Here is a 23,090-nt window from a genome sequence, read left to right on the forward strand (position 1 = left end):
GATTGGGTGATGTCGGAGCCGTTCGCCTGACGGCGGCCGGTCCGCTTCAGACCGTGTCCTATGTGGTCTGGCGGACGAGTCGCTTGTAGCAGCACAGGGCGGCGGCGAGGCCGAGAAAGGCCAGGTAGTTGCGGGGATGACGCTCATAGCGGTGGTTGAGCCGGCGGTAGCCGGTCACCCATGAGATGGTCCGCTCGATCACCCACCGGCGGCGGCCGAGCCGCTCTGATGACTCGATACCCTTGCGGGCGATGCGACACCGATTCGCTTGCCGCGTAGCCATTTCCGCAGTTCAGGTATGTCGTAGGCCTTGTCGGCGTGCGGCGTTGGGGTTTGAAGTGACGTCCGCGGTGGGGCTCGTGTCTCGTTTGGTGACCGAGCACCATCGGCTTCAGCGCTTGGCTGTCGTGGGTGTTGGCGGCCGAGATGCCGATGAGGAGGGGCAGCCCGTTCGCGTCCGACAGGACGTGCATCTTGGAGCCCTGCTTGCCCCGGTCCACGGGGCTCGGACCTGTGAGTTCGCCCCCTTTTTTGGCCCGGACGTGTGCGGAGTCGAGTACTGCCCGGGAGAGGTCGAGCAGACCGGCATCGTCGAGCCGGTGCAGGATCTCCTCGTGCAGTCGGCCCCATACGCCGGCTCTCGACCAGATCAGGAACCGGCGATGGGCTGTCGACTTCGATATCCCGAAGCAGGGCGGCAGCGATCGCCAGGCGCAGCCGCTGACCAGCACGTAGATGATCGCGGCGAAAAGCGTCTCATCAGGCTTGTCCTGCGTCCGCCGCCCTGCGGCCGCACCCTCGATGGCGGGATCAGGGGCTCCGCGATCTCCCACAACCCGTTCGGAACAATCCAGCTCCACGTACCCCGCCCCATGAACGGCTCAATGTCCGCCTCACCACATAGGACACGGTCTCAGGCGTCGTTTCTTTTGGCGTGATCGTTCGTTGCACCGTGCATGACGGATCTGGTTGAGCGGCTGGTGCCGGACGAGTTGTGGGTGCTGTTCCGGCGGGTGGTACCGCCGACCGAGGTCATACGCCCGCAGGGCGGCGGCCGCCGTCGAGCGGGTGACCGCGAAGCCTTGGCCGCGATCGTCTTCGTGGCGACGTCGGGCTGCACCTGGCGGCAGCTGCCGCCGGTGTTCGGCCCGAGCTGGCAGACGGTCTACCGGCGTTTCGCCCAGTGGAGCCGGGCCCGTGTCTGGGCCCGGCTCCACCGCGTCATCCTTGACGAACTCGGCGCCCTCGGGGAAATCGACTGGTCGCGCTGTGCGATCGATTCCGTCGGCATGCGGGCTGCAAAAGGGGGTCTCTGACAGGACCGAATCCGACCGACCGCAGCACGTTGGGATCGAAGATCCATCTGCTCGCCGACCGGAACGGACTGCCGCTGTCGCTGGGCATCTCCGCAGCGAACATGCATGACAGCCAAGGCCTTTAACCGCTCGTGCGGGGCATCCCATCGGTCCGCTCACGCCGAGGCCCGCGACGGCGACGACCGGCGAAACTACACGCCGACAAGGGCTACGACCACGATCACCTGCGTCGATGGCTCCGCAAGAGCGGCATCCGCCACCGCATCGCCCGTAAAGGGATCGAGTCCTCACAGCGGCTCGGCCGCCACCGATGGGTTGTTGAGAGGACCGTGTCCTGGCTCGCCGGCTGCCGTCGGCTCCACCGCCGCTGCGAGCGCAAGGCTGAACACTTTCCCGCCTTCGCCGGCATAGCCGCAGCCCTCATCTGCCACCGCAGACTCGTCCGTGTGGACGGGCAGGAACAGTCAGCGTGAGGCCCCCGACACTGGCGACCCAGACACCGAACGGCATGATCTCCGGCTCGGTCCCGGTCTTCACCGAGACGCTCTGCACGTCGTCCAGATCCGACCAGGCGATGGAGCCTGGCTCGCTGTCGGCCAGAAAGCCCTCGACAATCGGACCGAGGTCGTCGGAAGCCACATAGGTACCGGCGAACGGCAACGCATCTGAGGGCACAGAACCGGTCGAGCACCGAAGCTGCCCGGCCTGTTCGTCGTGCCACACGTAGAACGTCGCCACGCCGGGAAAGCCCAGATCCCGAATGCGTTCCCGGATGGCAGCAGCAGTCCGCTCGAAGGCAGCCACCACCGCGGCGACGGACAACGAACTTCTGTCCTCGTCCGCCGTACTCAGCGACCAGGTGTTGGTCTCCCACTCCACCCGCCGGTCAGCCGGCTCCAGGACCAGGGGCTCGGCCGCCACCTCAGCAATCCACGTCAACAGCACCACAGCAGTATCCTGCACAGCTCGGCCCGAGAACCACCAAAAGAAACGATGTCTTACTGATGGTTTCAAAATGAGATCCGGAGACAGCGAAGGCATATGCGGTGCAGCCGGTTGAGGCGAGGGACCCGCTCGGCCTGCCCCATGCGGCTCTGTCTCCCAGCCTGACCCACGCGGCTGGCAGCCGCACAGACTCGCCCGTCCGGCCTGGGCACCGTGCATAGTGTGCTCATGGATCGATTCGTGGGTCAGGCCCGCCTCGAATGGTGGGCCAATCACGCGACGTGCCTTGAGAAGTACGACATCGACATCACCGTCAGTGTCGACGCGGTCGGCACGTGGCGGGCAACCGGTCGGCATGCCAATGCCCTCGACACGATCCAGCGCGAGGGCTGGGACTTCCTCATGGAGATGGACCCCCACTTCTCCATTGTGTTTCCCGGCGAGGAGAGCGGCGGGATCTTGGTGAGAGTCCTCGAGGTGGAGGATGGAACTCTCACGCTCACGGAGGCGTCGGACGGGAGGTTCGGTGACCATCACCTTCGACCTCCCCTGAGATCAGCCCCCAAGGACAGGAACCGACTCTGCCACCCTGCCACCGCCTCCGGCATGTCGCCGCTCACTGATCTTTCAGAATGAAGTTCGGAGACGGTGAAGGCACATGAGGCTGCAGGCCAGTTCGAGCAGGCCCTGGTGCAGATCCGCGCGTCGTTCGTAGCGGATGCGGAGCCGCTTGAACTGGTGCAGCCAGGCGAAGGCACGCGCGCCGACCCAGCGCACCTTTCCCGGTCCGGAGCCGTGTGCGACCCCGCGTCGGGCGATCATCGGCTTGATGCCGCGCTTCCACAGCAGACGACGGTACTTGTCGAAGTCGTTGCCCCGATCGGCAGACAGACGCCGGGGCTTGCGGCGGGGACGTCCTCGCAGGCCCCGAATCGCTGGGACGGCGTCCAGCAGCGGCAGCAACTGGGTGACGTCATGTCGGTTCCCACCGGTGAGCGTGACAGCAAGCGGTGTGCCGTGGCGGTCGACGATCAGATGGTGATGGGAGCCGGGACGGGTACGGTCGACGGGCGAGGGACCGACGGGATCCCCCCTTTCAGGGCCCGGACATGCGACGCGTCCACGGCGCAGTCGTCCAGGCCTAGAAGGTCAGCGCGGCGCAGTTCGGCCGGCAGGGCGGCATGCAGACGCGGCCAGACGCCGGCCTCGGTCCAGTCCCGCAGCCGGCGCCAGGCCGTCACCCCGGAGCAGCCCACGGTCTCGGCCGGAACATCGCGCCAGGCGACACCGGTCCGCAGCACGTACATGACGCCCGCAAGGGCCGCCCGGTCCGGAATCCGAAGTCGACCCGGCTAGCGACGGCGCCGTTCGGGAGCGGACGGCAGCAGCGGAGCCACCCGCTCCCACAGGTCATCCGGAACAAGATCAGCACGCACTCGGAACACCCTGCCGACCAAGATCACCGGATGCAAGACCCACAGCTCACCTCATTCTGAAACGATCAGTTAGTGGCCGCTGACCGATCGGTGCCAGTCCACGCCGTGATCACCGGCTCGATCAACGACCACTGCTCAGCGATAAGTCGCCTTGGGATGGCTTCCGTTCACTCACCCCGCCACCCCACGACCACCGGCCGCGGGCCATCGGATTCCGCCCGCACCCACACCATCGGGCGGCGACAGAAACACTCAAAGAATCACGGACCGCCCACTCAGACCATCAGCAGTTGCGACGGGCTTTCCACGCCTGGTGCTTGGAATACACGTTGGCCCACAGGACAGTGCGCTCATCTGCCGTGGCGTCGTCGAGGGCTAGGCCAAACACGTCGGCGAGAGCACCGAACCAGTCGCTGGCCCTCTCCAGTTCCCGCTGGTTGCGGCCGGTGCTGTCTGTCCGGCTCAGGATGCACCCCTCGAGCGCATCCACGCCGCGGGTATCCCTGCGCATGGCGGAAACGATGCGGACGAACCCCGAGTCTGGCGATGTCGACAGTTCCCGATGCAATCTGATGAAGTCGCCCGGTCCCGCGGGGGCCAACGAGAAGTCCATGCCGACGAAAGTGCCGCGTGGGTCGTGGTCGAACCGCCAGCCGCCCGGTTCGACGCCCGAGCGCGTCAGCCCGTAGGTGAAGGGGCCTTGCCGGTACGTCGCTGCGCGCAGGGGAAGAGGTTCATGCAGTGCATCACCGAGCCCGACGTCGACGAACCACGACTGACCTTCGCAAGCCACAGTGAGTGTGAGGTGGTCGCCGGTTGCTCCCGGCGGCGGGGTCCGCGACGTGCTGTGGACGCCACCACGATGCCAGGAGACGGTGTATCCGAGCGCTTGCAACAGAGTGGCAAAGGCGCCGTTGAGATGGAAGCAGTACCCGCCACGCCCGCGCAGGATCCGGGCGATGGACTCGTGCGGATCTACGGTAGTCGCCCGTCCCAGATGGATCTCCAACGTCTCGAAAGGTACGCGTTCCACGTGCGCTGCATGGAGCGCACGCAGGCCGGCAGCCGAGGGCGGCCCTGGATCTGCAATCCCCAGGCGCTGCAAGTAACGTTGCACATCGACTTGCTGCATGGCAGAGACGCTAGCCACCGCTATGGAACCCAGCCTCGGCTGCGCGCCGGATATCCCCTACTCCGTTCGTCGTAGGACCAGCACCGACGCACGAGCGGTCCATGGGCTCCGGCGGGAGAACGCCCCGCTCCACCCTGCCCGGACACGTGACGTGCAGCGCGGTCGTGGTCGACCGCCACTGCGGCGTCTTGCCTATCCGTCACAACGCCACCGGCAAGCCGCTGGCACCGGACGGACACGTCGAGGCCGGCGACCGGACGCTTCTGGAAGCGGCGCTGCGCGATGTCCACGAGGAGGCTGGCATTCCACCCGGCGCCCCAGGGTCATTGCATGATGGGGAAGTGTCCGGTTTCGTCAGGTGAGGCCGAGGGCTCGTAGTGGTCGCGGCTGGTGTGTCGGAGAGCGGCGGCGATGTTGGTCTCGCCGTTCTGGCGGAAGAGGCTGATGACGAGGTTGCTCAGGCTGGCCTTGGCGCGGGGCAAGTGGCCGGTGCGGACTTTGGAGTCGTCCTCGCGGAAGGTCCGGTCACGGACGTGGTGCAGGAGGTTCTCGATGCCCCAGTGGCCTCTGATCCAGGCGGCGAGCTCGGTCGGGGTGGCGTCGAAGACGTCCAGGCTGGTAATCAGGTAGACCCGGTCGATGGTGAGCTTTCCGGTCGTCAGGTCGCGTCGCTGGCGCACGACCTCGAAAGCCTGCCGGGCGCCGGGGTAGTCGAGGAGCGATGGGAGGAGCTCCGTACGCCTGGTGCTCCTCCCATCCAGTGGTCGAACTTGCGAACCGTCGATGGCGCGGCGTGATCGGATGCGCCATGGGAATCATCTGGAACGCGAGCTACCAGTTCGCAGAGGGTTGGTTGGCGTGAACTGCGGCGGCGTAGGGTGAGCGCACGGTGTGCTGGTCGAGTTGGGGGTGGATGTGCGAATCCGTATCGAGAGCAGCGGTAGGGACAGAGAGTCCGGAGCAGAGGTGGACCTGACTGCGTTGTTCGCGGATTGGCTAGCCCAAGAACGAAGCACAGGCCCGTATATAGAAATCCGTCGAATCCGTACGGTCAGTGATGACGGCGGGATGTCTGGAGAACTGATCGGGTGGCTGTCACTGGCCCTGTCCTCCGGATTTTCAGCGGCGTCACTGGTCTACGCACACCAGACCTTCCGTGCCTCACTCCCCCCGCGCCTGCGGACTCCCGCGCGGCTGGTCATCGAGCATGGCGACTTCCGCATCGTCATCGAGGACGGCTCGCCGGAGGATGCGGCCCGGATCGCCCGCGCTCTGGCCGCACCTGAACCTGGGGCTCGACCCGCCCCTCCAGTCGCCCCCGCCGGAAGCGGGACACCGCATGCCGGCGAACCCGATGAAGGTCCCTGACCCCAAGGCGAGCCGGGCCGTCCTGGTCGGCGTCGATGCCTACACCCACCCCGATCTGGCGCCGCTATCCGCCGCGGCCGCTGCGGCGCAGCGACTGGCCACACTGCTCAGGGACCCCACGGTGTGGGGCCTTCCCGGCAACCAGGTAACCGTGCTCGGCGCGGGAGCCGCCACGGAAGATGTCCTGGGCGCGGTTCGCGACGCCGCCAGTGCAGCGACCGGAACAGTGATGGTCTACTTCGCCGGGCACGGACTCCGTGATCGCGATGAACGGCTCTATCTGGCCCTGCGGGACGCGGACGCCGACCATCCTCAGATCGGAACCCTGTCCTATTTGACCTTGCGTGATGTCATGCGTCAGGCAGGCTACAGGGCGCGCTACCGGATGCTCGTCCTGGACTGCTGCTACAGCGGTCTGGCCGGCGGAATGAATGCCAGCACCGCGCCGAGCCGCTCCGACCTCGCGCGAGCCCTCAACGAGCCACACATCCCGAGAACCGGCCCAGATGGCGGTGCGGATGATTACGGCAATCTGGTGCTGACTTCCGCGCCACCCACCCAGCGCTCGTTCGTCCGTCCAGGTTCCGCTTACCCAGAGTTCACGGGCGAACTGATCAAAACCCTCGACGAGGGCATCCCCGGCGCCGGGCCGCTACTGAGCATGGAACTGATCTGGCACCGGATTCGTGCCAGGCTGCGCGATCAGGGAAGTCCTGAGCCTCAGCAATTCGCCCAGAACACCGTCGCCCGGCAGATCAACTTCCGCAATCGTGCGGCCGCCGCAATGCCCTCCCATGGTCCGCCGTCAGCCCCGACGGATCTGCCGACCGAAACGCCGACCACCCGGCAGGCAATACCTCCAACCGATCCAGATGCGCCTGACAATGTAGTGCCGACCCGCCGCCTGGCCACACCAGAATCTGGTAGAGGTGCCCGTCGGCGCACCCTTGTCCTCGGGACGCTGGCGGTCGTCGGCCCCGGGATCGGGGCCGCGGTGACACTATGGCCAGAGAAGACCACCCAACCCAGCAAGGTGAAAAAACTCACCGCCTCGCCCACTGCGGAGGTGGCATTCAGCCCCGACGGCAAGACCCTTGTCCTCATCGGCTCGGACTCGCAGCTCAGAGACGCGGGCACCGGAGCCATCATCGCCACTTTCAACGAAACTTCCATATCCGTTGCATTCAGCCCAGATGGCAAACTGCTAGCGACCGGCGGGAAGTCCGGATCGAGTTCCTTCCTATTCTTGCGAGATCCGGTCACTGGTGTCGCCCTTGCCACTCTGAGTGCCCCCTCGCAGCTCGACATGCTGCCGGTGGCATTCAGCCCTGACGGTAAAACGCTCGCATGCGGAGGCGCCGTTTGGTGGTCGGTCGATGGCACTGGCAATACCGAGGACATGAAGGACAGTTTCCGACTGCTCGATGTGACCACCGGAAGCGTCATCGCAACATCGGCACAATACAATGTGCGGGCTGTAGCATTCAGCCCCGGCGGCAAGGCGATCGCATGCGCCAATTCCAACGGGTGCTGGCTCTGGGATGTGGCGTCCCAGACTTTCACCGCCCTCCCCATCGGTAGGACGACACACGCGGTGACGTTCATCTCGCCCGATCAGCTCATCACCAGCGGCGCGGATGGAACCCGGCTTTGGGACATAACAACGAAACGTATTACTGCCACATTTGCCACGGGTCACACATACACGGTGGCAGTGTCCCCCGATGGCAAGACTCTTGCCACGGGAGGGCCATACGACGATGTGCGGCTATGGGATATGGCCACTCGCCGAACCATCGGCACTCTTACCGCTAACACGACCCATTCCCTTGCATTCAGTCCTGACGGCAAGACCCTTGCGGGTGCCACTTCCAAACAGAGCACCAAGAATGCGTCTTTCGGTGTTCCCTATGACGAGGGATGCTGGCTGTGGCATATATCCTGACTAGGGATAACCGATTCCTTCGCCATGGTCGGCCGGAGCCAGGGTCATTGCGTGATCGAGGTCTGTTCGGGTTCGTCATGTGAGGCCGAGGGTGTGTAGGGGCCGGGAGTAGTCGCGGCTGGTGTGTCGGAGGGCGGCGGCGATGTTGGTCTCGCCGTTCTGGCGGAAGAGGCTGATGACGAGGTTGCGCAGGCTGGCCATGGCGCGGGGCAAGTGGCCGGTGCGGACCTTGGAGTCGTCCTCGCGGAAGGTCCGGTCACGGACGTGGTGCAGGAGGTTCTCGATGCCCCAGTGGCCTCTGATCCAGGCGGCGAGCTCGGCCGGGGTGGCGTCGAAGACGCCAAGGCTGGTGATGAGGTAGACGCGCTGGATGGTCAGCTTTCCGGTGCTCATGTCGCGGCGCCAGCGCACGGTCTGGATGGCCTGCCGGGCTCCGGGATAGTCGATGTGGTGGAACGCGGCGACCTTGAGCCGGCGGATCTCGTCGCGGTGGTGGGCCCGGTCTCGGGTGCGGTGATCCAACGGGATGTCCTGCCAGGGAAGCTTTCTGACCTGCGCGTTCAGGCCGTGGTGATTCTTCTTGACCATTGCCAGGTAGTGGGCGCCGCGCTCGCGCAGGTAAGCGCCGTGGCCGTGCTGGGTGTGCAGGGCGTCGGCGGTCAGGACGGTGTTCTCCAGGTCGGTGGTGTCCAGCAGGGGCTGGAAGGAAGGGATTTCATTGCTCTTGGAGGAGATCTGTCGCTGGGCGAGGACCACGCCTTGGTGGTCCATCGCGGCCAGCAGTTGGACGGCCGCGGCCGTCTGGGTGCGCGAGCCGCGTACGGTCTTGCCGTCGACCGCGACCGCCCGCAGGGCCGGCCGTTTCGGCTCCGGCCGCATCGAGGGTGGCCTTCGGGCCTGCAGATACGCGCCAATCGCCGCGTCCAGCGCGTCGCCGTCGATGTGCTGCAGCAGGCGGCGGACGGTGGCTGCGTGCGGCACGGGCCTGATTCCGGTGAGCGGGTCGGCAGCGAAGCCGAGGACACCCAGGACGTGCTGCGGGGCATCGGCGATCCACTCGCTGACCGCGATGAGCGAGCGGGCGCCGGTCAGTACCGCCGCGACGGCCGCGCACAGCAGCGCGAGGGCGGGATACCGTCGTCCCCTCCGGCCGCGCGGATCGGGCACCCGGCCCAGGAAGTAGCACAGGTCAGCAGCGTCATCCGCGGCGATGGAGGCAGCCTGGAGGGGCAGTTGCTCCAGCGCCGCGGGTATGGGCGATGATGTTTGGGCAGGCACGGTCTCGCTCGGTTCTCATGGGTTTTCGACAACCACATGATCACCGGCGCCCTGCCTGCTCTTTTTCCAAAACCCCGCCCGCAAAACGGTCATGACGTCGTGTCATGCATGAGAGCGCCACGAACCGGACGACTCGCGTTCATGCAATGCCCCTGCCCGGCGCCCTGCGCGCCACCGCCGAGTACGGCCCACTTCCCTTCGCTTCACCGAGGAAACCCCTGTCCTGATGGCCGACGGCAGGGCCAAGGACATCGGAGACGTCCGCGTCGGTGACGAAGTACTGGCTACCGACCCGCTCACCGGCGAAACGGCACCCAAAACTGTCGCTGCAGAGATCTTTGCCGAGGTGGTGTGGGACAACGCCAGCACCCATCACGCCAAGGCATTGCGGGAGTTCTGCGACCGCAACAGCGACTGGCTGACCATCGTCAAGCTCCCGCCCTACGCGCCCGATCTCAACCCTGTCGATGGCGTATGGGCCCACCTGAAGACGTCCCTGGCCAACCTCGCGCCCCGCACAATTGACGACCTCACCCCGCTCGTGAAGAACCGCCTACGCGGCATCCAACGCCGACCCGAGATCCTCGACGGCTTCATAGCCGAGACCGGACTCGGACTGGAGCCTCCGTAGCCAGTCACCCCACCCTTTCAACCGCAGCGGCAACGTCAGCGGACGGGGACTGCGGACAGCGGTGGGTCGTCGCCGTCGGGCGGGCTGGTGGTCTCGGCGGGGTTACGGAGGGCGTGGCCGAGGAGGTCAATGGCGTCGCGTTGGAGGCGGAGTCGGACGTGGGCGTAGACGGTGGCGGTGACACGTTCTTCGGCAACCTGCGCCCCGGCGTCGCGCTGCGCCAAGAAGCGCTTGCCGCCGGTATCCGCCCCGAAGCCGTCTACCACCGCCGCCGCGCGGACTGTGCATTCGCCCTCCGCACCGACCGGCAGCGCATTGCCCAGTAGCCCGCGGGGGACAGGTTGTGGGGGTATGCCGGTGGCTGTGTCCTGCGGGAGTCATTCCATGCCGAGTGCGACGTCGGGCCGACAGCGCGGGCAGACTTGTACGCCCTCGGCCAGAGCCCGCCGCGCCTCGTCCATGCTCATGCCCGTACAGCGCTTGCGGGCGTCCCAGCACGTTTGCTTACCTGGGCATGATGCCTCGAACCCTGGAAGCGGCTCCGCCCACGCAGGCAGCCCCCAAACTGGGCACGTTCGTCCGTACTTGCCTGAGCGCATTGACGAGTGCGCCGACAGCTGTCCCCACCCGCTGATCCCCGCCTCCGGATGGACCTGGAGAATGCCACGGTATGAACTCTCAGTCACTGTGGGGTCCTCTGGGGAGACCGCTCCACGCCGTGCGCCAGTACCCGCGCCGTGCGCCGCTGACCCTCGCGTATGTCTGCCTGCTCCTTGTCGGCCACCTATGGGCCAACCACGGGCTGTCGGCCGATCGGGCAGCCACCGTGTTGGGCTACCTCAGTACCAACCTGGACAACCTGCAAGATCACCCGCTGTCCGCGCTTCTCGGCAGTGCGCTGTTCTTCGACGGAACGCTCACGGACGTCACCTCGGTCGACTTCGCGGGTACCTTGATCACCTTCGGCCTCGGTGTCTGCTGTTTTCTGGCCTGGGTGGAGTGCCGGTGGGGAACGCCGCGCGCTGTAGCCGTGTTCTTCGGCGGACATGTCGTGGCCACCCTGTTCACCGCTGTGGTCATCGCCATCGCGCTGCGGCACGGCTGGTATCCGACTGCCGTGCGGCAGGCCTTGGACTACGGGGTCAGCTACGGGGCCCAGACCGTGCTGGCGATCGGCACACTCGCCCTGCCACGCCGTGGTCGCCTCCCTTGGGCCGTCTTTGTTCTCGCATGGCCTCTCGGCGGTGCCGACTGGACCGGTCCGCTGCCGGATTTCACGACAATCGGCCATCTCACAGCCGCGGCAGTCGGCTTCGGCCTGTTGGGCGTCCCGGCCGTCAGACGGCAACGGGTCCGCTCGACCGCGCCGTCCTCCGCTGCGAGCGGCCCCGGGCTGCACCGAGACTCCGTTCCGGCATCCTCACCGGCAGCCGGCACAGAGATACCTCCATCCGCCTGAGCCTCAGCGGCGACAAGAACGAGGCATGCACGGCCGTGTCTGTGTCACGAGGTCGCGGGCGGGGCTCCCGGGTCCTTGCCGTCGTGGTCGTCCTTCGCCTTCGCCGGTGCCTCGTCCTGTCCCAGGCCGATGCGGATCCAGAAGTCGCCCGCGTACTTCTCGTGGCCCGCGATCACGGCTTCCTCCACCGCCTCCTCGGCGAGTTGGACCCGGACGATCAGGGGTCCCGCACCGCACCTCCGGCGTGGTCGCGGCATCGAGGCTCCCCTGCTCCTTCAGGCGCATGGCCGTACCGCCGACGATGGCGAACCAGACCAGGCTCACCGGGCTGGATACCAGGATGACGCCGCCGACGAACTGACGGATCATTGGCCCCGGCTGATGCGGGTGATGAACATGTCAACGAAGGGCGTACAGGAGTTCCACCAGGCCCAGTGGAAGACCGCCCAACCGCTCAGCCAGTCGATGGACTTCACCGTCGCCCGTGCGGCAGCTCCTCGATGGACGCGGCGAGGGAGTTCGTGCGGAAATCGGTTGAGACGATTGCCCGGGCGCAGCCCCGAGCCGGGCGGGGTGAAGCTCCGGCTGCGGCGGGTACGGCACGGCCGGCGCCCGTTCGGCGCGCCGGATCACGACCGCCTGGACCGGGCCCCGGTCCGTCTACCCGGGGCCCAGGCCTCGCGACCCGTATCCCAGGGTCAGCAGCCCGGGCTCCTCAACGGACGGATGGGGAACCGTTCATGCCCAAATCCGTGTCTCCGAGCGCACAGCAAGACGTGTCCGGGCGATCCCGGCTCGATCCTCAGGGGGGATCTTGACTTCATCGCACCGCGGACGCCTGCGTGCCCTGGCCGCCGGGGGCGTACTCGCCCTGGCCGCCGGCGCCCTCTCGGCCGCCCCGAGCACCGCCGCCCCGCAGCGCTCAGCACCCGCCTCCGTCCCCGCGCGGCCCTCGACCGCCCCGGAACCGGCGTCGGCCTCCGTCGCCGGGCCGCGCAGCGACCGCGGGTACCCGACCGTCGTCCTGCCCGGCCGTGCCACGGAGCCGGCGCGGGCGGCCGCCGCCAAGCCGCGGCACGACGTCGACGGCGACGGCATCAGCGACATGATCGTCATGGAGTACGACCAGAGCACGGCCGTCTACCTATCGTCGATCTCCGCCTGGAGCGACTACGTGGTCTACAAGACCGACGGCGAGGCCTCGTTCAAGGACCTGCTGCCGGTGGGCGACGTCGGAGGCACGACCAAGCCCGAGCTGCTCTCCCTCTCCTTCGACGGCGTGCTCACGCTCTACGAGGCCGGCCTGCAAGGCACCTCCGCACCCCTGTGGTCCGGCAGCGGCTGGCAGAAGTACAACCACCTCGTGGCCACGGGCGACGTGACCGGGGACCACCACCCCGACCTGCTGGCCCGCGACCACGTCGGCGACCTGTGGCTGTACACCGGCACCGGAAGCATCAGCAAGCCCTTCAACACGCGGGTCAAGGTCGCCACCGGCTGGGGGATGTACGACCAGATCGTCGGCGCGAGCGACGTCGACGGCGACGGCCTCGGCGACGTCCTCACCCGTACGCTGAGCGGTGAGCTGTGGTTCCACCAGGGGGCCGGCAGCGCCACCGCCCCGCTGAAGCCCCGCGTCAAGGTCGGCACCGGCTGGAACACCTACAACGTGATCAGCGGACCGGACGATGTCGACGGCGACGGCAAGAGCGACCTGCTCGCCCGCAACCGCGACGGCTTGCAGTACTTCTACAAGTCGATCGGCGGCGGCAAGTTCGCCGCCCCCACCTACTACGGCAACGGGTGGGAACGGAACAGGTTCATAGTCGGCGCCGGCACCACGCAGCTCTACGGCAAGTCACAGAACCTCATGACCGAGGCCAACAACACCCTGGCCAAGTACTACGCCCTGGCCAACGACACCTATCTGACGCCGCCGACCAACGTCGGCACCGAGACGCCCGGCTCCCGCAACACCTACGCCACCGGGCTCAACAGCCACAACCACGCCAGTTACGTGCAGAACATCGGCAGCGATCTGTACATCCGCGGCCAGAAGGTCAGCACGACGTGGAACTACACGCTCATGGTCGGCCCCGGTGACCTCACCGGCGACGGCAAGGGCGACCTGCTCAGCCGCGACTCCGCCGGCGTGCTGTGGCTGCACCCCGGCGACGGCGCGGTGGACACCAAGCTCGGCGCGCGTATCAAGGTCGGCACCGGCTGGAACGCCTACGACGCGCTCGTCGGCGCCGGCGACTACTCCGGCGACGGGCGCCCCGACGTGCTCGCCCGGGACACCAGCGGCCGGCTGTTCCTCTACAAGGGCACGGGGACGTCCACCGCGCCGTTCGCCGCCCGGGAGCAGGTCGCCACCGGCTGGAACGTGTACGACACGCTGCTCGTGCCGGGTGACATCGACGGCGACGGCAAGGGCGATGTGCTCGGCCGTCTCCCGAACGGCGACATGTACCTGTACACCTCAACGGGCAACTCCGGCACCGCGACCTTCACCACCCGGGTGCTGTTCGGCAAGGGCTGGAACATCTACAAGAACATGATCTGAGGCCCGCGACCCGACCCTGCTCAAAGGGGCGTACGGGCGATTGCCCGGCGTGTGCGGCGCAGGCGCGAGTCGGCGGCCGCGCGCAGTGAGGCGGGGCCGGCCATCACGGCTGGGGCCACCGAACGAACGGAGGAACGGCCTTTCCCGCCTGGAGGGAACCCAGCGGACCCTCGGGATGCCGAAGGTGGACCCCGAGTGCCTCGTGCACCGTTGATCACAACCGATGACGTCGCCGAGTGATGAGTTCGCCAGCAGCGGGCCCGCCCCGACTTCTCACCGTCGCGCGGGCCCGCCGACCCTAAATTTCATCTGTGCTGTCGCTGGCGTCGTAGAGCTCGTCCACCTGGCGCCAGCCGTTGTCCGCGCTGGCATCCCCAGGCAGGAGATTGCCCGGAGACCATGCATCGGCCTGCCATGCCGCCTTCTTGTACTTGCACTTGGATCCGGGCGGGAACCCCTCCTGACCCCTTGGTTTGAACGGGGGCCACGAGCTGTCTGGACAATCTTGGGAACGACCCATGACTACTCCTCCCTCGGGATGATCCAGCGTCAGTGATCCATTGAAGTGCTGCGTGGTGGTCATGGCGGTCCGCTGGGCGCGTTCTCGCCGGCAAGAGCGGTGCGGGCTGTCAGACGGTGTCTGGCAGCCCGCCGGGAAGAGGGATTCGATCACCGCCGGGTCGGGCCGGCCCATAGTGCCCAGGCGTGTGATGACCAAGCTGAGGATTACAGCACCCAGATGCGACGAGTTCTCCCGTACCCGCCGGTCTACCAACGGGGCCAGCTCATCGTTTGCGTTGGCCAAGCGCACCATCCCCTCCCGGTGGGTGACACCGGCCGCATCGGTGTACCCGTGGGGAAGGGTGAACGGGATCTCCCGGGGCGCTGCTGAAAGGCTCATCACCACTCCTGCATTGTCGAAGTACGGCGCCAGCACCTGACCGGCGGGTATGAGGCCCTGCCGTGTGCGCGGCGGGGCGGTGGCGAGACGAGGCAGGGCGGCGAGAGCGAGCGCGGGCAGACCACGCCGCAGGAGATGTTGATCACGCAGGGGGTTGTAACGGTGCCCAGGACGCCGTGGACAGACCCCGGGGCCATAAACCATCCGGTCGGGGGCGGCCTTCACCGCAGAAACGATCAGACATGCGGCACGAGGGAACGCGGGCGTGCCCGGGCACTGTCAGCTGGACCCCACCCCCACTGAGTCGGGGGCATCGTCATGCCGGTCTGCTGCCATGGCGCTCACCCTGCGGCAGCCGTCGGCCGGGTCCCGAAGCGGGGTACGTCCTCCACCGTGACGTCCAGGCGCAGCCGGTTGAACCGCAGTGGGTGACGGAACACTCCGCCCCGGTCGATGGCCCGGTCGGCGCCGACCTAGGCGACCAGGTCCGGGCGGACCAGCATCGCGTCCAGGACATCGCGCGAGCCACAGGCCGTAGCGAACTTCACGCCCGTCTTGGTCCAGCCCCGGTATTCGGGGAGGTAGCGCTGGGCCTTGCCTTTGACCACGGGCTCGTCGGCCGCGGCGAGGATCGCCGGCCCCTGGCAGCGCTGTTGAAGGCACGGTGAGCGCGATGGGGAAGCAAGCCACCCGGCAAGGGCTTGCTCGCCCGCTGCGGGAGCCGGCCCATCAGGCTGGGCAAAAGCCCAAGGGGAGCCTGGGCAAGCCGCCCTGAACCGCGGCGTGCCCACCCTGGCTGGAGCGCTCCTTGGCGAAGCCGCGTATACAGAGGCTTCGCCATCTTCGAACGTGCTGGTCAAAGGGACTGGCGTGGCGGGCTATCGAGGTGCTCGGGGTGACCAACCTCGAAGTCAACCGCTGACGACACGCTGACGAACGAGCAAGAACCCAGACTCCCGCCCAAGAGAATCAAACCGGCACCGACGGCGAAACCGACGCTGGCCGCCGCTCCCGCCGATATGCCCCAGGCGGGGCGCCGAAGTGCCGCTTGAATGCCTTCGCGAACGCGAATTCCGAGGTGTAGCCGGCGTTCTCGGCCACGGCGCTCAGCGAGTCGACCGTCTCGCGCAGCATCCGCGCCGCGATGGCCATCCGCCACGTCGTCAGGTAGCTGAGCGGCGGCTCGCCGACCACCATGGTGAACCGCCGGGCGAACGCGGCGCGCGACAGCCCGGCCCGGCTCCCCAGCGATTCGACGGTCCACGGATGCGCCGGGTCGTCGTGGATCGCTTTCAGCGCCGGGGCGATCAAGGGGTCGTTCAGTGCCGAGGCCCAGCCCTGCGTCTGCTCCCTGGGCAAATCGGCGTACCAGGACCGCAGAATATAGAGAAGCAGCAGATCGACGAGCGTCGTGACCACTGAGTCCGAACCCGGCTGAGGTTGGTGGATCTCGGCGCAGAGCTGGTCGACCGCCGAGCGCAGTGCCGGATGGCGACCGGCGCTGGCTGGGAGGTGGATGACCTCCGGGAGGTCGCCGAGCAGCGGATGCGGCCGGTCGATGTCGAGGTGGTAGGCCCCGCATACCAGCACGCTGCGAGCGCCGTCGCCCTCGACGGTGAAACACCCGATCGGCGAGGAGGTGTCGACGCGGTCGGGTTCGAAGGCGACCAGCTCGCTGGTGACCGCGTCACAGATGGCGTGATCGGTACCGCGCCGCAGGAACACGACGTCGCCGGGCCCCAGGGCTATCGGATCGCCGCCGACCGGCAGGAGGAAGCAGTGTCCTTCGACGACGACGTGAAATCCGGCTCCCGCGATGGGCTGGAAGAGCACACCCCACGGTGCCTGCGCGTCGGTACGGACAACAGACGGACGCCCGGTGCGCAGGGCCGCAAGCGTGTCACTGAGTATGTCCATACACCCACCATAGCGTGCCGATATCGAGACGATCAGACAAAGAATCGAGATTTCAGGCCATGCATTGTCTCGGTCGTGACACGTAGCGTCCTGGCTATGAACATCGCAGCAGACACCCAGCGTGTCGTCGTCATAGGTGGTACCTCCGGCATCGGATTCGCCGTTGCGCAGGCCGCAGCGAGTCAGGGCTCGAACGTGGTCGTCGCCTCCAGCAGCCAGGGACGGGTCGACTTGGCGGTGAAGAAGCTTGGTGGCCCGGCCGAAGGCATCTTGCTGGACGTCGCCGACGAGGCCGCGCTCGCCGCCTTCTTCGACCGGATCGGCGAGTTCGACCACCTCGTCTACACGGCGGGCGAGTCCCTGCTGCTGAAGCCGCTCGCCGATCTCACCGCCGAGGAGTCCCGAGCGTTCTTCGAGCGCCGCTTCTGGGGCGCCCTGCTCGCCGCGAAGTACGCGACGCCGAAGCTCCGTCCCGGCGGCTCGATCACCTTCACCTCCGGCGCCTTCGCCGCCCGGCCCGCCCCCGGAGCCTCGCTCGGCGCAAGCATCACAGCAGCCGCCGAGGGTCTGACGCGAGCCCTGGCCCTGGAACTCGCCCCATTGCGGGTCAACGCGGTCCGCCTCGGCGCGATCCGCACCGAGCTTTGGGACAGCACCGTGCCCGAGCCGGAGGCCTTCCTCCAAGCGCAAGGCAGCGGCCTTCCCGTGCAGCGCGTCGGCAGCCCCGAGGAGGCTGCGGCCGCCTACCTCTACCTCCTGAGCAACGGCTACGCGACCGGCACGGTGCTCACCCTCGACGGCGGAGCCGCACTGGCCTGACATCGGCTGCTGTCGGACCGACAAGCCCGGTCCGACAGCCTCGGGCGCCACCCCCGGCATGTTCTGCCGGAGAACGGGAGCCACCCGGAAAGGGACAGAGGGGAATCTGCAAAGACCCCCTGCCAAACGACCTACACGCCAGACTGCCGCCCACCACCAGCACGAGTACGCCAGCAGCTCGTCACGCCAGCCCCGCTGACCAGCACGTTCGAAGATGGCGAAGCTTCACAGATGGCCGGTGACCGACTTGGTAGGGAGTTGCACGGGTCGGTCACGGCGCTGACGTGCTGTTGACCGATCATGGGAGACGGATCGGTCACGCTCGGTCCGCCGACCGGGCATCGGCCACGGGCCCGCTGGGCAAGCCCTCTGCACGAAGGGCTTGCCCAGCGACACGCCCTGGAACGCCTTCACGCGGCGCACCCCGAACCGGTAGGCAGTCTCGTGCCGTTCGTGCGGCCGGAGGTGTTGCTGTCCCTCATCGAGTCGGATGACGCCTTCTTCACTGCGCGGGTGGAGCTGTCCGGGGTGGAGACGACGGGCCACCTCCGCGAGCTGATGCGCACGGTGGCTTCGACTTCGTCTTAGAAGTCGCGCACCGACGTGGAAGCCCTGGAGTTCACCGACGAACAGCTGCGCCACCTCCGGGGCGTCTTCACGAAGGCAGCCGACCGGGCCCGCAGGACGATGGACCGATACGCCGAGCGGCGGGACGCCACTGCGCTGCGGCCGGCGCGCGAGGAGGATCAGCCAGCGCACCGTGCGGGATGCCCCGGCCCGTACTCGCGAGGCGCAGGCCGCTGAGATGTCTGTAGGACATCTCGTTGTCCAACGGATTCCGGACCAGCTTCCGGATGTGAGTCATGGATTCAAAGCCGACAACCGATCCGTGGGGGAGAGGCATGGGGAGCGATCCAGGGCTCCCTGGAACACTCGGGGCGAGGGAGTCCTCCCGGCGCAATGTCCCAAGTCGCTGTTACCCGTTGCGTCCTGACGGCATGATGTGCGGCATGCGAAGTGGGGACGAGGGGTTGGCATCGCTGGCCGAGACGCTGAAGGTGATTGCTGCCGTAGTCGAGGAGGGATTCGGCACGCCTGTCGAGGTGGTGGTCATCGGTGACTGTGTCCTGGACGAGAAGCTCGAGGCGCAGATGCAGGCCGCATGCGAGGCCATGAAGAATGCCTCCAAGCACGGTGGTGAAGGCGGCCCCGTTCAGGTTTACGCGGAAGTCGAGCGAGACACGGTTTTCGTGTCGATCAGGGACCGAGGACCCGGTTTTGAACTTGACCGTGTTCCTGTCGACCGTAGGGGCGTCCGGGAAGCGATCATCGGCCGGATGCAGCGCAATGGCGGCACGGCGCGGCTGCGCAAGGTACCGGAAGGCGGTATGGAGGTCGAGCTGGAGATGACCCGTACGCCAAATGACGGGTCCGCAAACAGGTCGGTAGGGAACAGCCTGACGTGGTCTCTCGTGGTTGCCCGCCTGGCTCGTGGAGTGAGGCGGGAGGAGATGGAGACCAGGCAGCGTGAGCAAATACAAGGGCTTTTGCGAGTTCGCAGAGCCGCAAAGAGGGCGGAAGTCGTCGTCGTGGCCGTGCTCTTTGCCCTGGCAGCAGTTGGCTACTTCATCTCTGTCCTAGCCGCAGGCGCCGTGGTGGAGAGCATTCAGCAGGATCGGTTCAGCCCATCAGACACAGCGCAGGTCATTACGGCGGTCAGTGGGCTTGCGACAGCCGTCGGCTTCAGCATCGCTGGTGTCCTGAAGGCCCTGGCCCTCCTTGTCCACGCACGTGCCGATATGGTGCGCGCCCGGGGGAGTCTCCCACCAGCCGAGGCGGCAGTAGTCGTTGGCGAAGACGAGCCGACAGCTTGACGGCGGAGCCCGGCCCGCTGGCACGACGAGCCGCTGACGGCACTTGACCTCACGGTGGCGCGCGCCCTGCGGAAGGCCCGCGCGAGAGTCCCTGGCCCCACCGCCGAGCAAACATGTCACTTCACCGCATCCATCAACGAGATTTTCCACCGAGGCCGGGCACTTAGAGTCCCTAACAGAAGTCGGTTGTGGTGTGTCTGTCGGCTTGGATGCTCGTTGGTCTGGTCGTGGGGAAGAGGGAGTCTCGTCCGTGGGTAGTCTCGGATGAACTGTGGTCGCAGATCGAGCCGTTGCTGCCGGTACCTGGGCCGAAGCTGAAGCCGGGGCGACCGCGGGTACCGGATCGGCAGGCCTTGTGCGGGATCTTGTTCGTGCTGCATACCGGCATCCAGTGGGAGTACCTGCCCCAGGAGCTGGGCTTCGGGTCGGGCATGACCTGCTGGCGCCGCCTTGAGGCCTGGAACGCGGCCGGCGTCTGGGACCGGCTCCATGCCGTCCTCCTTGCCAAGCTGCGGGCGGCGAAGCAGATCGACTGGTCGAGGGCGGTGATCGACTCCAGTCATGTCCGGGCCGCTCGAAGGGGCCCAAAAGCGGGCCCAGCCCGGTCGACCGCGCACGTCCGGGCAGCAAGCACCATCTCATCGTCGACGGCCAGGGCATCCCGCTCGCAGTCTCACTGACTGGCGGTAATCGTAACGACGTCACCCAGCTGATACCGCTGCTGAAGAAGATCCCATCGGTCGACGGCCTGGTCGGACGGCCACGCAAGCGCCCCGACAGCTTGCTCGGCGACCGCGGCTACGACCACGACAAGTACCGTCGGCTCGTACGGGCGATGGGCGTGAAACCGGTGATCGCCCGCCGCGGAGTCCCGCACGGATCCGGGCTCGGAGTCCACCGCTGGGTTGTCGAGGGGACCATCGCCTGGCTCCACGGCTTTCGCCGACCACGCATCCGGTGGGAACGACGCGACGACATCCACGAAGCCTTCCTCGGCTTCGCCACCTGCCTCATCACCCACCGACACGTCCAACGCCTTTGTTGGGACCGCTAAGAACTCCTAACGAAATGATCTTCAAAGATGGTTGGATCACTCCGGGACGGATTATCCGGGGGTGCGGGGTGGCGCGGCTGAAGCCATGGGAAGTCGACGACGAGCTGTGGGCGGTGGTCGAGCCACTGCTGCCGAAGGTCGAGCGTCGGGCTTGGCACCCCGGACGTATGCGGCATCCTGACCGGCTGGTGTTCCAGGGCATCCTGTTCGTGCTGCACACCGGGATCGCCTGGGAGCAGCTGCCGCAGGAACTCGGCTTCGGCTCGGGCATGACCTGCTGGCGCCGTCTGGCCGAGTGGACCAAGGCCGGGGTGTGGCCTCGGCTGCACGAGCTCCTCCTTGCCGAGCTCCGCAGCGCGAACGTCCTGGACTTCTCCCGTGCGGCGGTCGACGGCTCCCACATCCGGGCATTAAAGGGGGCTCCAAGACAGGACGAAGCCCTGTCGACCGGGGCAGGACGGGCAGCAAGCACCACCTGATCACCGACGCCACCGGCATCCCGCTCGCGGTCACCTTGAGCGGCGGCAACCGCAACGATGTCACCCAGCTGATCCCGCTCCTCCAGGCCGTGCCGCCCGTGCGGGGCAAGCGCGGCCGGCCCCGGCGCCGCCCGGACGTGGTGCTGGCCGACCGCGGCTATGACCACGACAAGTACCGCCGCCTGGTCTGGGATCTCGGCGTGAAGCCACTGATCGCCCGCCGGGGCACCGAGCACGGCTCCGGACTTGGCACCCAACGCTGGTTCGTGGAGCGCGCGTTCGCCCATCTGCACTGGTTCCGCCGCCTACGGATCCGCTGGGAGATCCGCGACGACATCCACGAAGCCTTCCTCACCCTCGGATGCGCACTGATCTGCTGGCGACGGCTGAACTCAACTATTGCTCACTAGTTTTTCTGCAGGGTGCGGGTGATACCGGCGATGATGGCGGTCGTCAGCATCCAGCCGAAGGCGATCAGCAGGTAGGCCAGCCACTGGAGGCTGCTGTTCGGCCAATACCACCCCGTGCGCTGACCCAGACCACCGAGGGGGATCAAAAGGTCGAGCGTGTAGACGAGGGGCTGGAACGGGCTGCCTTCGTCTCGTTTGACCGGGCTGGGAGAGTGAGTGCCAAAGGCCAGCGTGCCCAGTAGGGTCAGCGCGAGGAGCCAGACGCCAGCCAGCCAGGGCCGATAGCCATAGCCCACGGTCACGTCCAGCAGGTGCCCCCATACCCGGGCCGGCGGGGACAGGGTGAGACGCCGGTGGCGCTGCTTGGCCAGGAGCACGCGGCGGGCGTCATCGTCATGGCCGATTTGCCGGTACCAGCCCGCGAGTTGCTCGTACGGCTGCGGGACATAGCCAGGATTCCGGCGGACCCAGGCCAGGCGACGGGCCACGTCGTCCCTCGCAGGCGGTGCGTCGTCGCCTGCCGCGGACAGGGCGTCCCCGAATCGGATGGACCCGTAGGTGAACCCTTCCAGGAGCACCTTCCTCGGCCAGCTCTGCTCGCTGTCCTGACACCAGGTGGCCTGGGCGGACCGGAGATCCACCAGTCCTGAGAGCGGTGCTGCGGTTCTGTAGTCGAAGTCGCCCACGTGCATGGATACGCAGTCCAGGGCTACGCCATCCCCGTTCAGATGGGCTCCTTCGAAGGTCAGCAGACCTTCTATTCGGGCCCTTCGCAGCAGTACGCCTCCTTGCGCGGTGAACCCCTGGGAGCAGTCCACCGTCGAAGCGGCCATACTTCCTGCGGCAAGTGCGACGCCCGCGGTGTTCCCCAGCCGTGCGCCTTGCAGGAACAGGCCGCTGAGCAGCTGTGCGCCGGGCAGCCGCAGTCCGCCTTGCGTGGTGAGCCGCTGGCCGAAGACGCCGCCATCCAGGACGAGGCCGCCCGCGCGCACTGCCCACTCTTCCGGGCCCGAGATCTCGGCATCCGAGATCACCAGATTCCCGGCCATACGAGCGTTGACGAGTATGAGGGAGCCGCCTTCGAGAGTCGACCGCCTCAGGTCCAGGTCACCCTCGATTCGGGCGAGCTCGGCGTTGATCCCCGGCACCCAGCTGTCCGATATCTCGATCGTCCGGGTCGTCGCACCGTGCAGTTGCACCGCCTCGTCCAGCCGACAGCCCTGCAGCAAGAACGTGTGACAGATCTCCGCCCCGGACAGGTCGAGACGACCGGTGATACGCGCGCCGGTGAGTCGCAAGGCGGCTACGGTGCCAGACCGGTCTTCGTTCGCGCCGAGCAACAGCGTCGCCACGACGGCCGCGCGGACAGTACGGTCGGGGCCCCACCGGTCACCCGCAGCGGGAGCGTCCGCGTCGGGTACTCCTGTGCGCAGGTCAACGCGACGCCCCTCAGGGAAGGCGTCCCACAGCTCGCGCTCCGGCGGGGTCATCTCGTCATAGGTCAGCACCCATGCAGAGTAATGATCTACTCACTCAGGCGCGCCAAGCGGGTCACCGGTT

Annotated in this window: 22 protein-coding genes and 5 pseudogenes; 14 read left to right on the forward strand and 13 right to left on the reverse strand. The window is 67.1% G+C overall.

Going from position 1 to position 23,090, the window contains the following annotated elements; translation table 11 throughout:
• Nucleotides 1-58: 58 nt before the first annotated feature.
• Nucleotides 59-874: pseudogene (locus ADK52_RS41455) on the reverse strand (IS5 family transposase).
• Nucleotides 875-956: 82 nt separating this feature from the next.
• Here ADK52_RS41455 and ADK52_RS41460 point away from each other — a divergent pair.
• Nucleotides 957-1,789 (forward strand): annotated as a pseudogene (locus tag ADK52_RS41460) (IS5 family transposase).
• On the opposite strand, the gene ADK52_RS14200 reads toward ADK52_RS41460, so the two are convergent.
• On the reverse strand, nucleotides 1,737-2,264 hold the full coding sequence (locus tag ADK52_RS14200; protein ID WP_234343747.1) for a hypothetical protein: 528 nt from the start codon (nucleotides 2,262-2,264) through the stop codon (nucleotides 1,737-1,739). The pseudogene ADK52_RS41460 and the gene ADK52_RS14200 overlap by 53 nt on opposite strands.
• A 225-nt stretch (nucleotides 2,265-2,489) precedes the next feature.
• On the opposite strand from ADK52_RS14200, the gene ADK52_RS14205 reads away from it, so the two are divergent.
• A complete protein-coding gene (locus ADK52_RS14205; RefSeq protein WP_234343749.1) occupies nucleotides 2,490-2,897 on the forward strand; it encodes a hypothetical protein in 408 nt (135 codons plus the stop codon).
• Here the strand turns inward: ADK52_RS14205 and ADK52_RS39970 are convergent.
• Both ADK52_RS39970 and ADK52_RS14220 read right to left on the reverse strand, forming a co-directional pair.
• Nucleotides 2,889-3,697: pseudogene (locus ADK52_RS39970) on the reverse strand (IS5 family transposase). The gene ADK52_RS14205 and the pseudogene ADK52_RS39970 overlap by 9 nt on opposite strands.
• 283 nt (nucleotides 3,698-3,980) lie before the next feature.
• Nucleotides 3,981-4,829 (reverse strand): arylamine N-acetyltransferase family protein, encoded by an 849-nt coding sequence (locus ADK52_RS14220; protein WP_053690148.1) that lies wholly within the window; start codon nucleotides 4,827-4,829, stop codon nucleotides 3,981-3,983.
• A gap of 101 nt (nucleotides 4,830-4,930) precedes the next feature.
• Between ADK52_RS14220 and ADK52_RS39975 the strand changes: the two genes are divergently transcribed.
• A complete protein-coding gene (locus ADK52_RS39975) occupies nucleotides 4,931-5,191 on the forward strand; it encodes an NUDIX domain-containing protein (protein ID WP_107090059.1) in 261 nt (86 codons plus the stop codon).
• Here the strand turns inward: ADK52_RS39975 and ADK52_RS14225 are convergent.
• Nucleotides 5,153-5,509: a transposase gene (locus ADK52_RS14225; RefSeq protein ID WP_063783840.1), complete on the reverse strand. Its 357-nt coding sequence runs from the start codon at nucleotides 5,507-5,509 to the stop codon at nucleotides 5,153-5,155. The two genes, ADK52_RS39975 and ADK52_RS14225, sit on opposite strands and share 39 nt — an antisense overlap.
• 286 nt (nucleotides 5,510-5,795) lie before the next feature.
• On the opposite strand from ADK52_RS14225, the gene ADK52_RS45025 reads away from it, so the two are divergent.
• On the forward strand, nucleotides 5,796-6,197 hold the full coding sequence (locus ADK52_RS45025) for an effector-associated constant component EACC1 (RefSeq protein WP_420714861.1): 402 nt from the start codon (nucleotides 5,796-5,798) through the stop codon (nucleotides 6,195-6,197).
• A complete protein-coding gene (locus ADK52_RS41465) occupies nucleotides 6,169-8,142 on the forward strand; it encodes a caspase, EACC1-associated type (RefSeq protein ID WP_159045940.1) in 1,974 nt (657 codons plus the stop codon). The genes ADK52_RS45025 and ADK52_RS41465 overlap by 29 nt, the downstream gene beginning before the upstream one ends.
• 75 nt (nucleotides 8,143-8,217) lie before the next feature.
• On the opposite strand, the gene ADK52_RS14240 is transcribed toward ADK52_RS41465, so the two are convergent.
• Nucleotides 8,218-9,420, reverse strand: coding sequence for an ISAs1 family transposase (locus ADK52_RS14240; protein ID WP_053690151.1), 1,203 nt, complete (start codon nucleotides 9,418-9,420; stop codon nucleotides 8,218-8,220).
• A 226-nt stretch (nucleotides 9,421-9,646) separates the two neighbouring features.
• Here ADK52_RS14240 and ADK52_RS14245 point away from each other — a divergent pair, with 226 nt between their 5' ends.
• Nucleotides 9,647-10,051: a transposase gene (locus ADK52_RS14245; RefSeq protein WP_159045941.1), complete on the forward strand. Its 405-nt coding sequence runs from the start codon at nucleotides 9,647-9,649 to the stop codon at nucleotides 10,049-10,051.
• Between the two features lie 113 nt (nucleotides 10,052-10,164).
• Nucleotides 10,165-10,377: a hypothetical protein gene (locus tag ADK52_RS42345; protein WP_053690152.1), complete on the forward strand. Its 213-nt coding sequence runs from the start codon at nucleotides 10,165-10,167 to the stop codon at nucleotides 10,375-10,377.
• Nucleotides 10,378-10,428: 51 nt separating this feature from the next.
• Here the strand turns inward: ADK52_RS42345 and ADK52_RS44465 are convergent, their stop codons facing one another.
• The gene (locus ADK52_RS44465; protein ID WP_267887257.1) at nucleotides 10,429-10,650 is read right to left on the reverse strand and encodes a DUF6233 domain-containing protein; all 222 of its coding nucleotides are present in this window, start codon (nucleotides 10,648-10,650) and stop codon (nucleotides 10,429-10,431) included.
• A gap of 119 nt (nucleotides 10,651-10,769) precedes the next feature.
• Between ADK52_RS44465 and ADK52_RS14255 the strand changes: the two genes are divergently transcribed.
• Nucleotides 10,770-11,510, forward strand: a complete 741-nt coding sequence (locus tag ADK52_RS14255; RefSeq protein ID WP_063783841.1) for a rhomboid-like protein — start codon at nucleotides 10,770-10,772, stop codon at nucleotides 11,508-11,510.
• Between the two features lie 44 nt (nucleotides 11,511-11,554).
• Here the strand turns inward: ADK52_RS14255 and ADK52_RS45030 are convergent, their stop codons facing one another.
• Both ADK52_RS45030 and ADK52_RS45035 read right to left on the reverse strand, forming a co-directional pair.
• The gene (locus tag ADK52_RS45030; RefSeq protein WP_420714864.1) at nucleotides 11,555-11,767 is read right to left on the reverse strand and encodes a hypothetical protein; all 213 of its coding nucleotides are present in this window, start codon (nucleotides 11,765-11,767) and stop codon (nucleotides 11,555-11,557) included.
• Nucleotides 11,748-11,974 (reverse strand): annotated as a pseudogene (locus tag ADK52_RS45035) (BCCT family transporter); the annotation flags it as partial. The pseudogene ADK52_RS45035 and the gene ADK52_RS45030, both read right to left, overlap by 20 nt.
• A gap of 350 nt (nucleotides 11,975-12,324) precedes the next feature.
• Between ADK52_RS45035 and ADK52_RS14260 the strand changes: the two are divergent.
• Complete coding sequence (locus tag ADK52_RS14260; protein ID WP_053690153.1) at nucleotides 12,325-14,076, forward strand: FG-GAP repeat domain-containing protein; 1,752 nt, start codon at nucleotides 12,325-12,327, stop codon at nucleotides 14,074-14,076.
• Nucleotides 14,077-14,374: 298 nt separating this feature from the next.
• Here the strand turns inward: ADK52_RS14260 and ADK52_RS42350 are convergent, their stop codons facing one another.
• The 3 genes from ADK52_RS42350 to ADK52_RS14265 all read right to left on the reverse strand — a co-directional run bounded on the left by ADK52_RS42350 (nucleotide 14,375) and on the right by ADK52_RS14265 (nucleotide 16,894).
• Complete coding sequence (locus ADK52_RS42350; protein WP_159045942.1) at nucleotides 14,375-14,977, reverse strand: hypothetical protein; 603 nt, start codon at nucleotides 14,975-14,977, stop codon at nucleotides 14,375-14,377.
• Nucleotides 14,978-15,450: 473 nt separating this feature from the next.
• The gene (locus tag ADK52_RS44470) at nucleotides 15,451-15,585 is read right to left on the reverse strand and encodes a hypothetical protein (protein ID WP_267887253.1); all 135 of its coding nucleotides are present in this window, start codon (nucleotides 15,583-15,585) and stop codon (nucleotides 15,451-15,453) included.
• A 361-nt stretch (nucleotides 15,586-15,946) separates the two neighbouring features.
• The gene (locus ADK52_RS14265; RefSeq protein WP_053690154.1) at nucleotides 15,947-16,894 is read right to left on the reverse strand and encodes an AraC family transcriptional regulator; all 948 of its coding nucleotides are present in this window, start codon (nucleotides 16,892-16,894) and stop codon (nucleotides 15,947-15,949) included.
• Nucleotides 16,895-16,990: 96 nt separating this feature from the next.
• On the opposite strand from ADK52_RS14265, the gene ADK52_RS14270 reads away from it, so the two are divergent.
• The 5 genes and pseudogenes from ADK52_RS14270 (at nucleotide 16,991) to ADK52_RS40005 (ending at nucleotide 21,530) form a co-directional block, all read left to right on the forward strand.
• Nucleotides 16,991-17,713, forward strand: a complete 723-nt coding sequence (locus ADK52_RS14270) for an SDR family oxidoreductase (RefSeq protein ID WP_053690155.1) — start codon at nucleotides 16,991-16,993, stop codon at nucleotides 17,711-17,713.
• Between the two features lie 444 nt (nucleotides 17,714-18,157).
• Nucleotides 18,158-18,301, forward strand: coding sequence for a hypothetical protein (locus ADK52_RS42355; protein WP_159045943.1), 144 nt, complete (start codon nucleotides 18,158-18,160; stop codon nucleotides 18,299-18,301).
• 434 nt (nucleotides 18,302-18,735) lie between these two features.
• Nucleotides 18,736-19,128: pseudogene (locus ADK52_RS39995) on the forward strand (ATP-binding protein); the annotation flags it as partial.
• A gap of 668 nt (nucleotides 19,129-19,796) precedes the next feature.
• Nucleotides 19,797-20,641, forward strand: a protein-coding gene (locus ADK52_RS40000) for an IS5 family transposase (protein WP_420714862.1) whose coding sequence is annotated in 2 segments (ribosomal slippage) — nucleotides 19,797-20,142 and nucleotides 20,142-20,641 — 846 coding nt in all. Because the reading frame shifts where the segments join, the coding sequence is not laid out codon by codon here.
• A gap of 68 nt (nucleotides 20,642-20,709) precedes the next feature.
• Nucleotides 20,710-21,530, forward strand: a protein-coding gene (locus ADK52_RS40005; protein WP_107090061.1) for an IS5 family transposase whose coding sequence is annotated in 2 segments (ribosomal slippage) — nucleotides 20,710-21,052 and nucleotides 21,052-21,530 — 822 coding nt in all. Because the reading frame shifts where the segments join, the coding sequence is not laid out codon by codon here.
• On the opposite strand, the gene ADK52_RS14300 is transcribed toward ADK52_RS40005, so the two are convergent.
• Nucleotides 21,527-23,038 (reverse strand): hypothetical protein, encoded by a 1,512-nt coding sequence (locus ADK52_RS14300; protein ID WP_053690158.1) that lies wholly within the window; start codon nucleotides 23,036-23,038, stop codon nucleotides 21,527-21,529. The genes ADK52_RS40005 and ADK52_RS14300 overlap by 4 nt on opposite strands.
• Nucleotides 23,039-23,090 lie beyond the last annotated feature (52 nt).

This window comes from Streptomyces sp. WM6372 (assembly GCF_001279655.1).
Taxonomy (GTDB): domain Bacteria; phylum Actinomycetota; class Actinomycetes; order Streptomycetales; family Streptomycetaceae; genus Streptomyces.

Bases quoted from the DNA above. Each gene is read 5' to 3' on its own strand.
- ADK52_RS14265 (WP_053690154.1), bottom strand. From the start codon at position 16,894: ATGGACATACTCAGTGACACGCTTGCGGCCCTGCGCACCGGGCGTCCG.
- ADK52_RS41465 (WP_159045940.1), top strand. From the start codon at position 6,169: ATGCCGGCGAACCCGATGAAGGTCCCTGACCCCAAGGCGAGCCGGGCC.
- ADK52_RS14270 (WP_053690155.1), top strand. From the start codon at position 16,991: ATGAACATCGCAGCAGACACCCAGCGTGTCGTCGTCATAGGTGGTACC.
- ADK52_RS42350 (WP_159045942.1), bottom strand. From the start codon at position 14,977: ATGAGCCTTTCAGCAGCGCCCCGGGAGATCCCGTTCACCCTTCCCCAC.
- ADK52_RS45030 (WP_420714864.1), bottom strand. From the start codon at position 11,767: ATGCCGCGACCACGCCGGAGGTGCGGTGCGGGACCCCTGATCGTCCGG.
- ADK52_RS39975 (WP_107090059.1), top strand. From the start codon at position 4,931: ATGGGCTCCGGCGGGAGAACGCCCCGCTCCACCCTGCCCGGACACGTG.
- ADK52_RS14220 (WP_053690148.1), bottom strand. From the start codon at position 4,829: ATGCAGCAAGTCGATGTGCAACGTTACTTGCAGCGCCTGGGGATTGCA.
- ADK52_RS14205 (WP_234343749.1), top strand. From the start codon at position 2,490: ATGGATCGATTCGTGGGTCAGGCCCGCCTCGAATGGTGGGCCAATCAC.
- ADK52_RS14245 (WP_159045941.1), top strand. From the start codon at position 9,647: ATGGCCGACGGCAGGGCCAAGGACATCGGAGACGTCCGCGTCGGTGAC.
- ADK52_RS44465 (WP_267887257.1), bottom strand. From the start codon at position 10,650: ATGCGCTCAGGCAAGTACGGACGAACGTGCCCAGTTTGGGGGCTGCCT.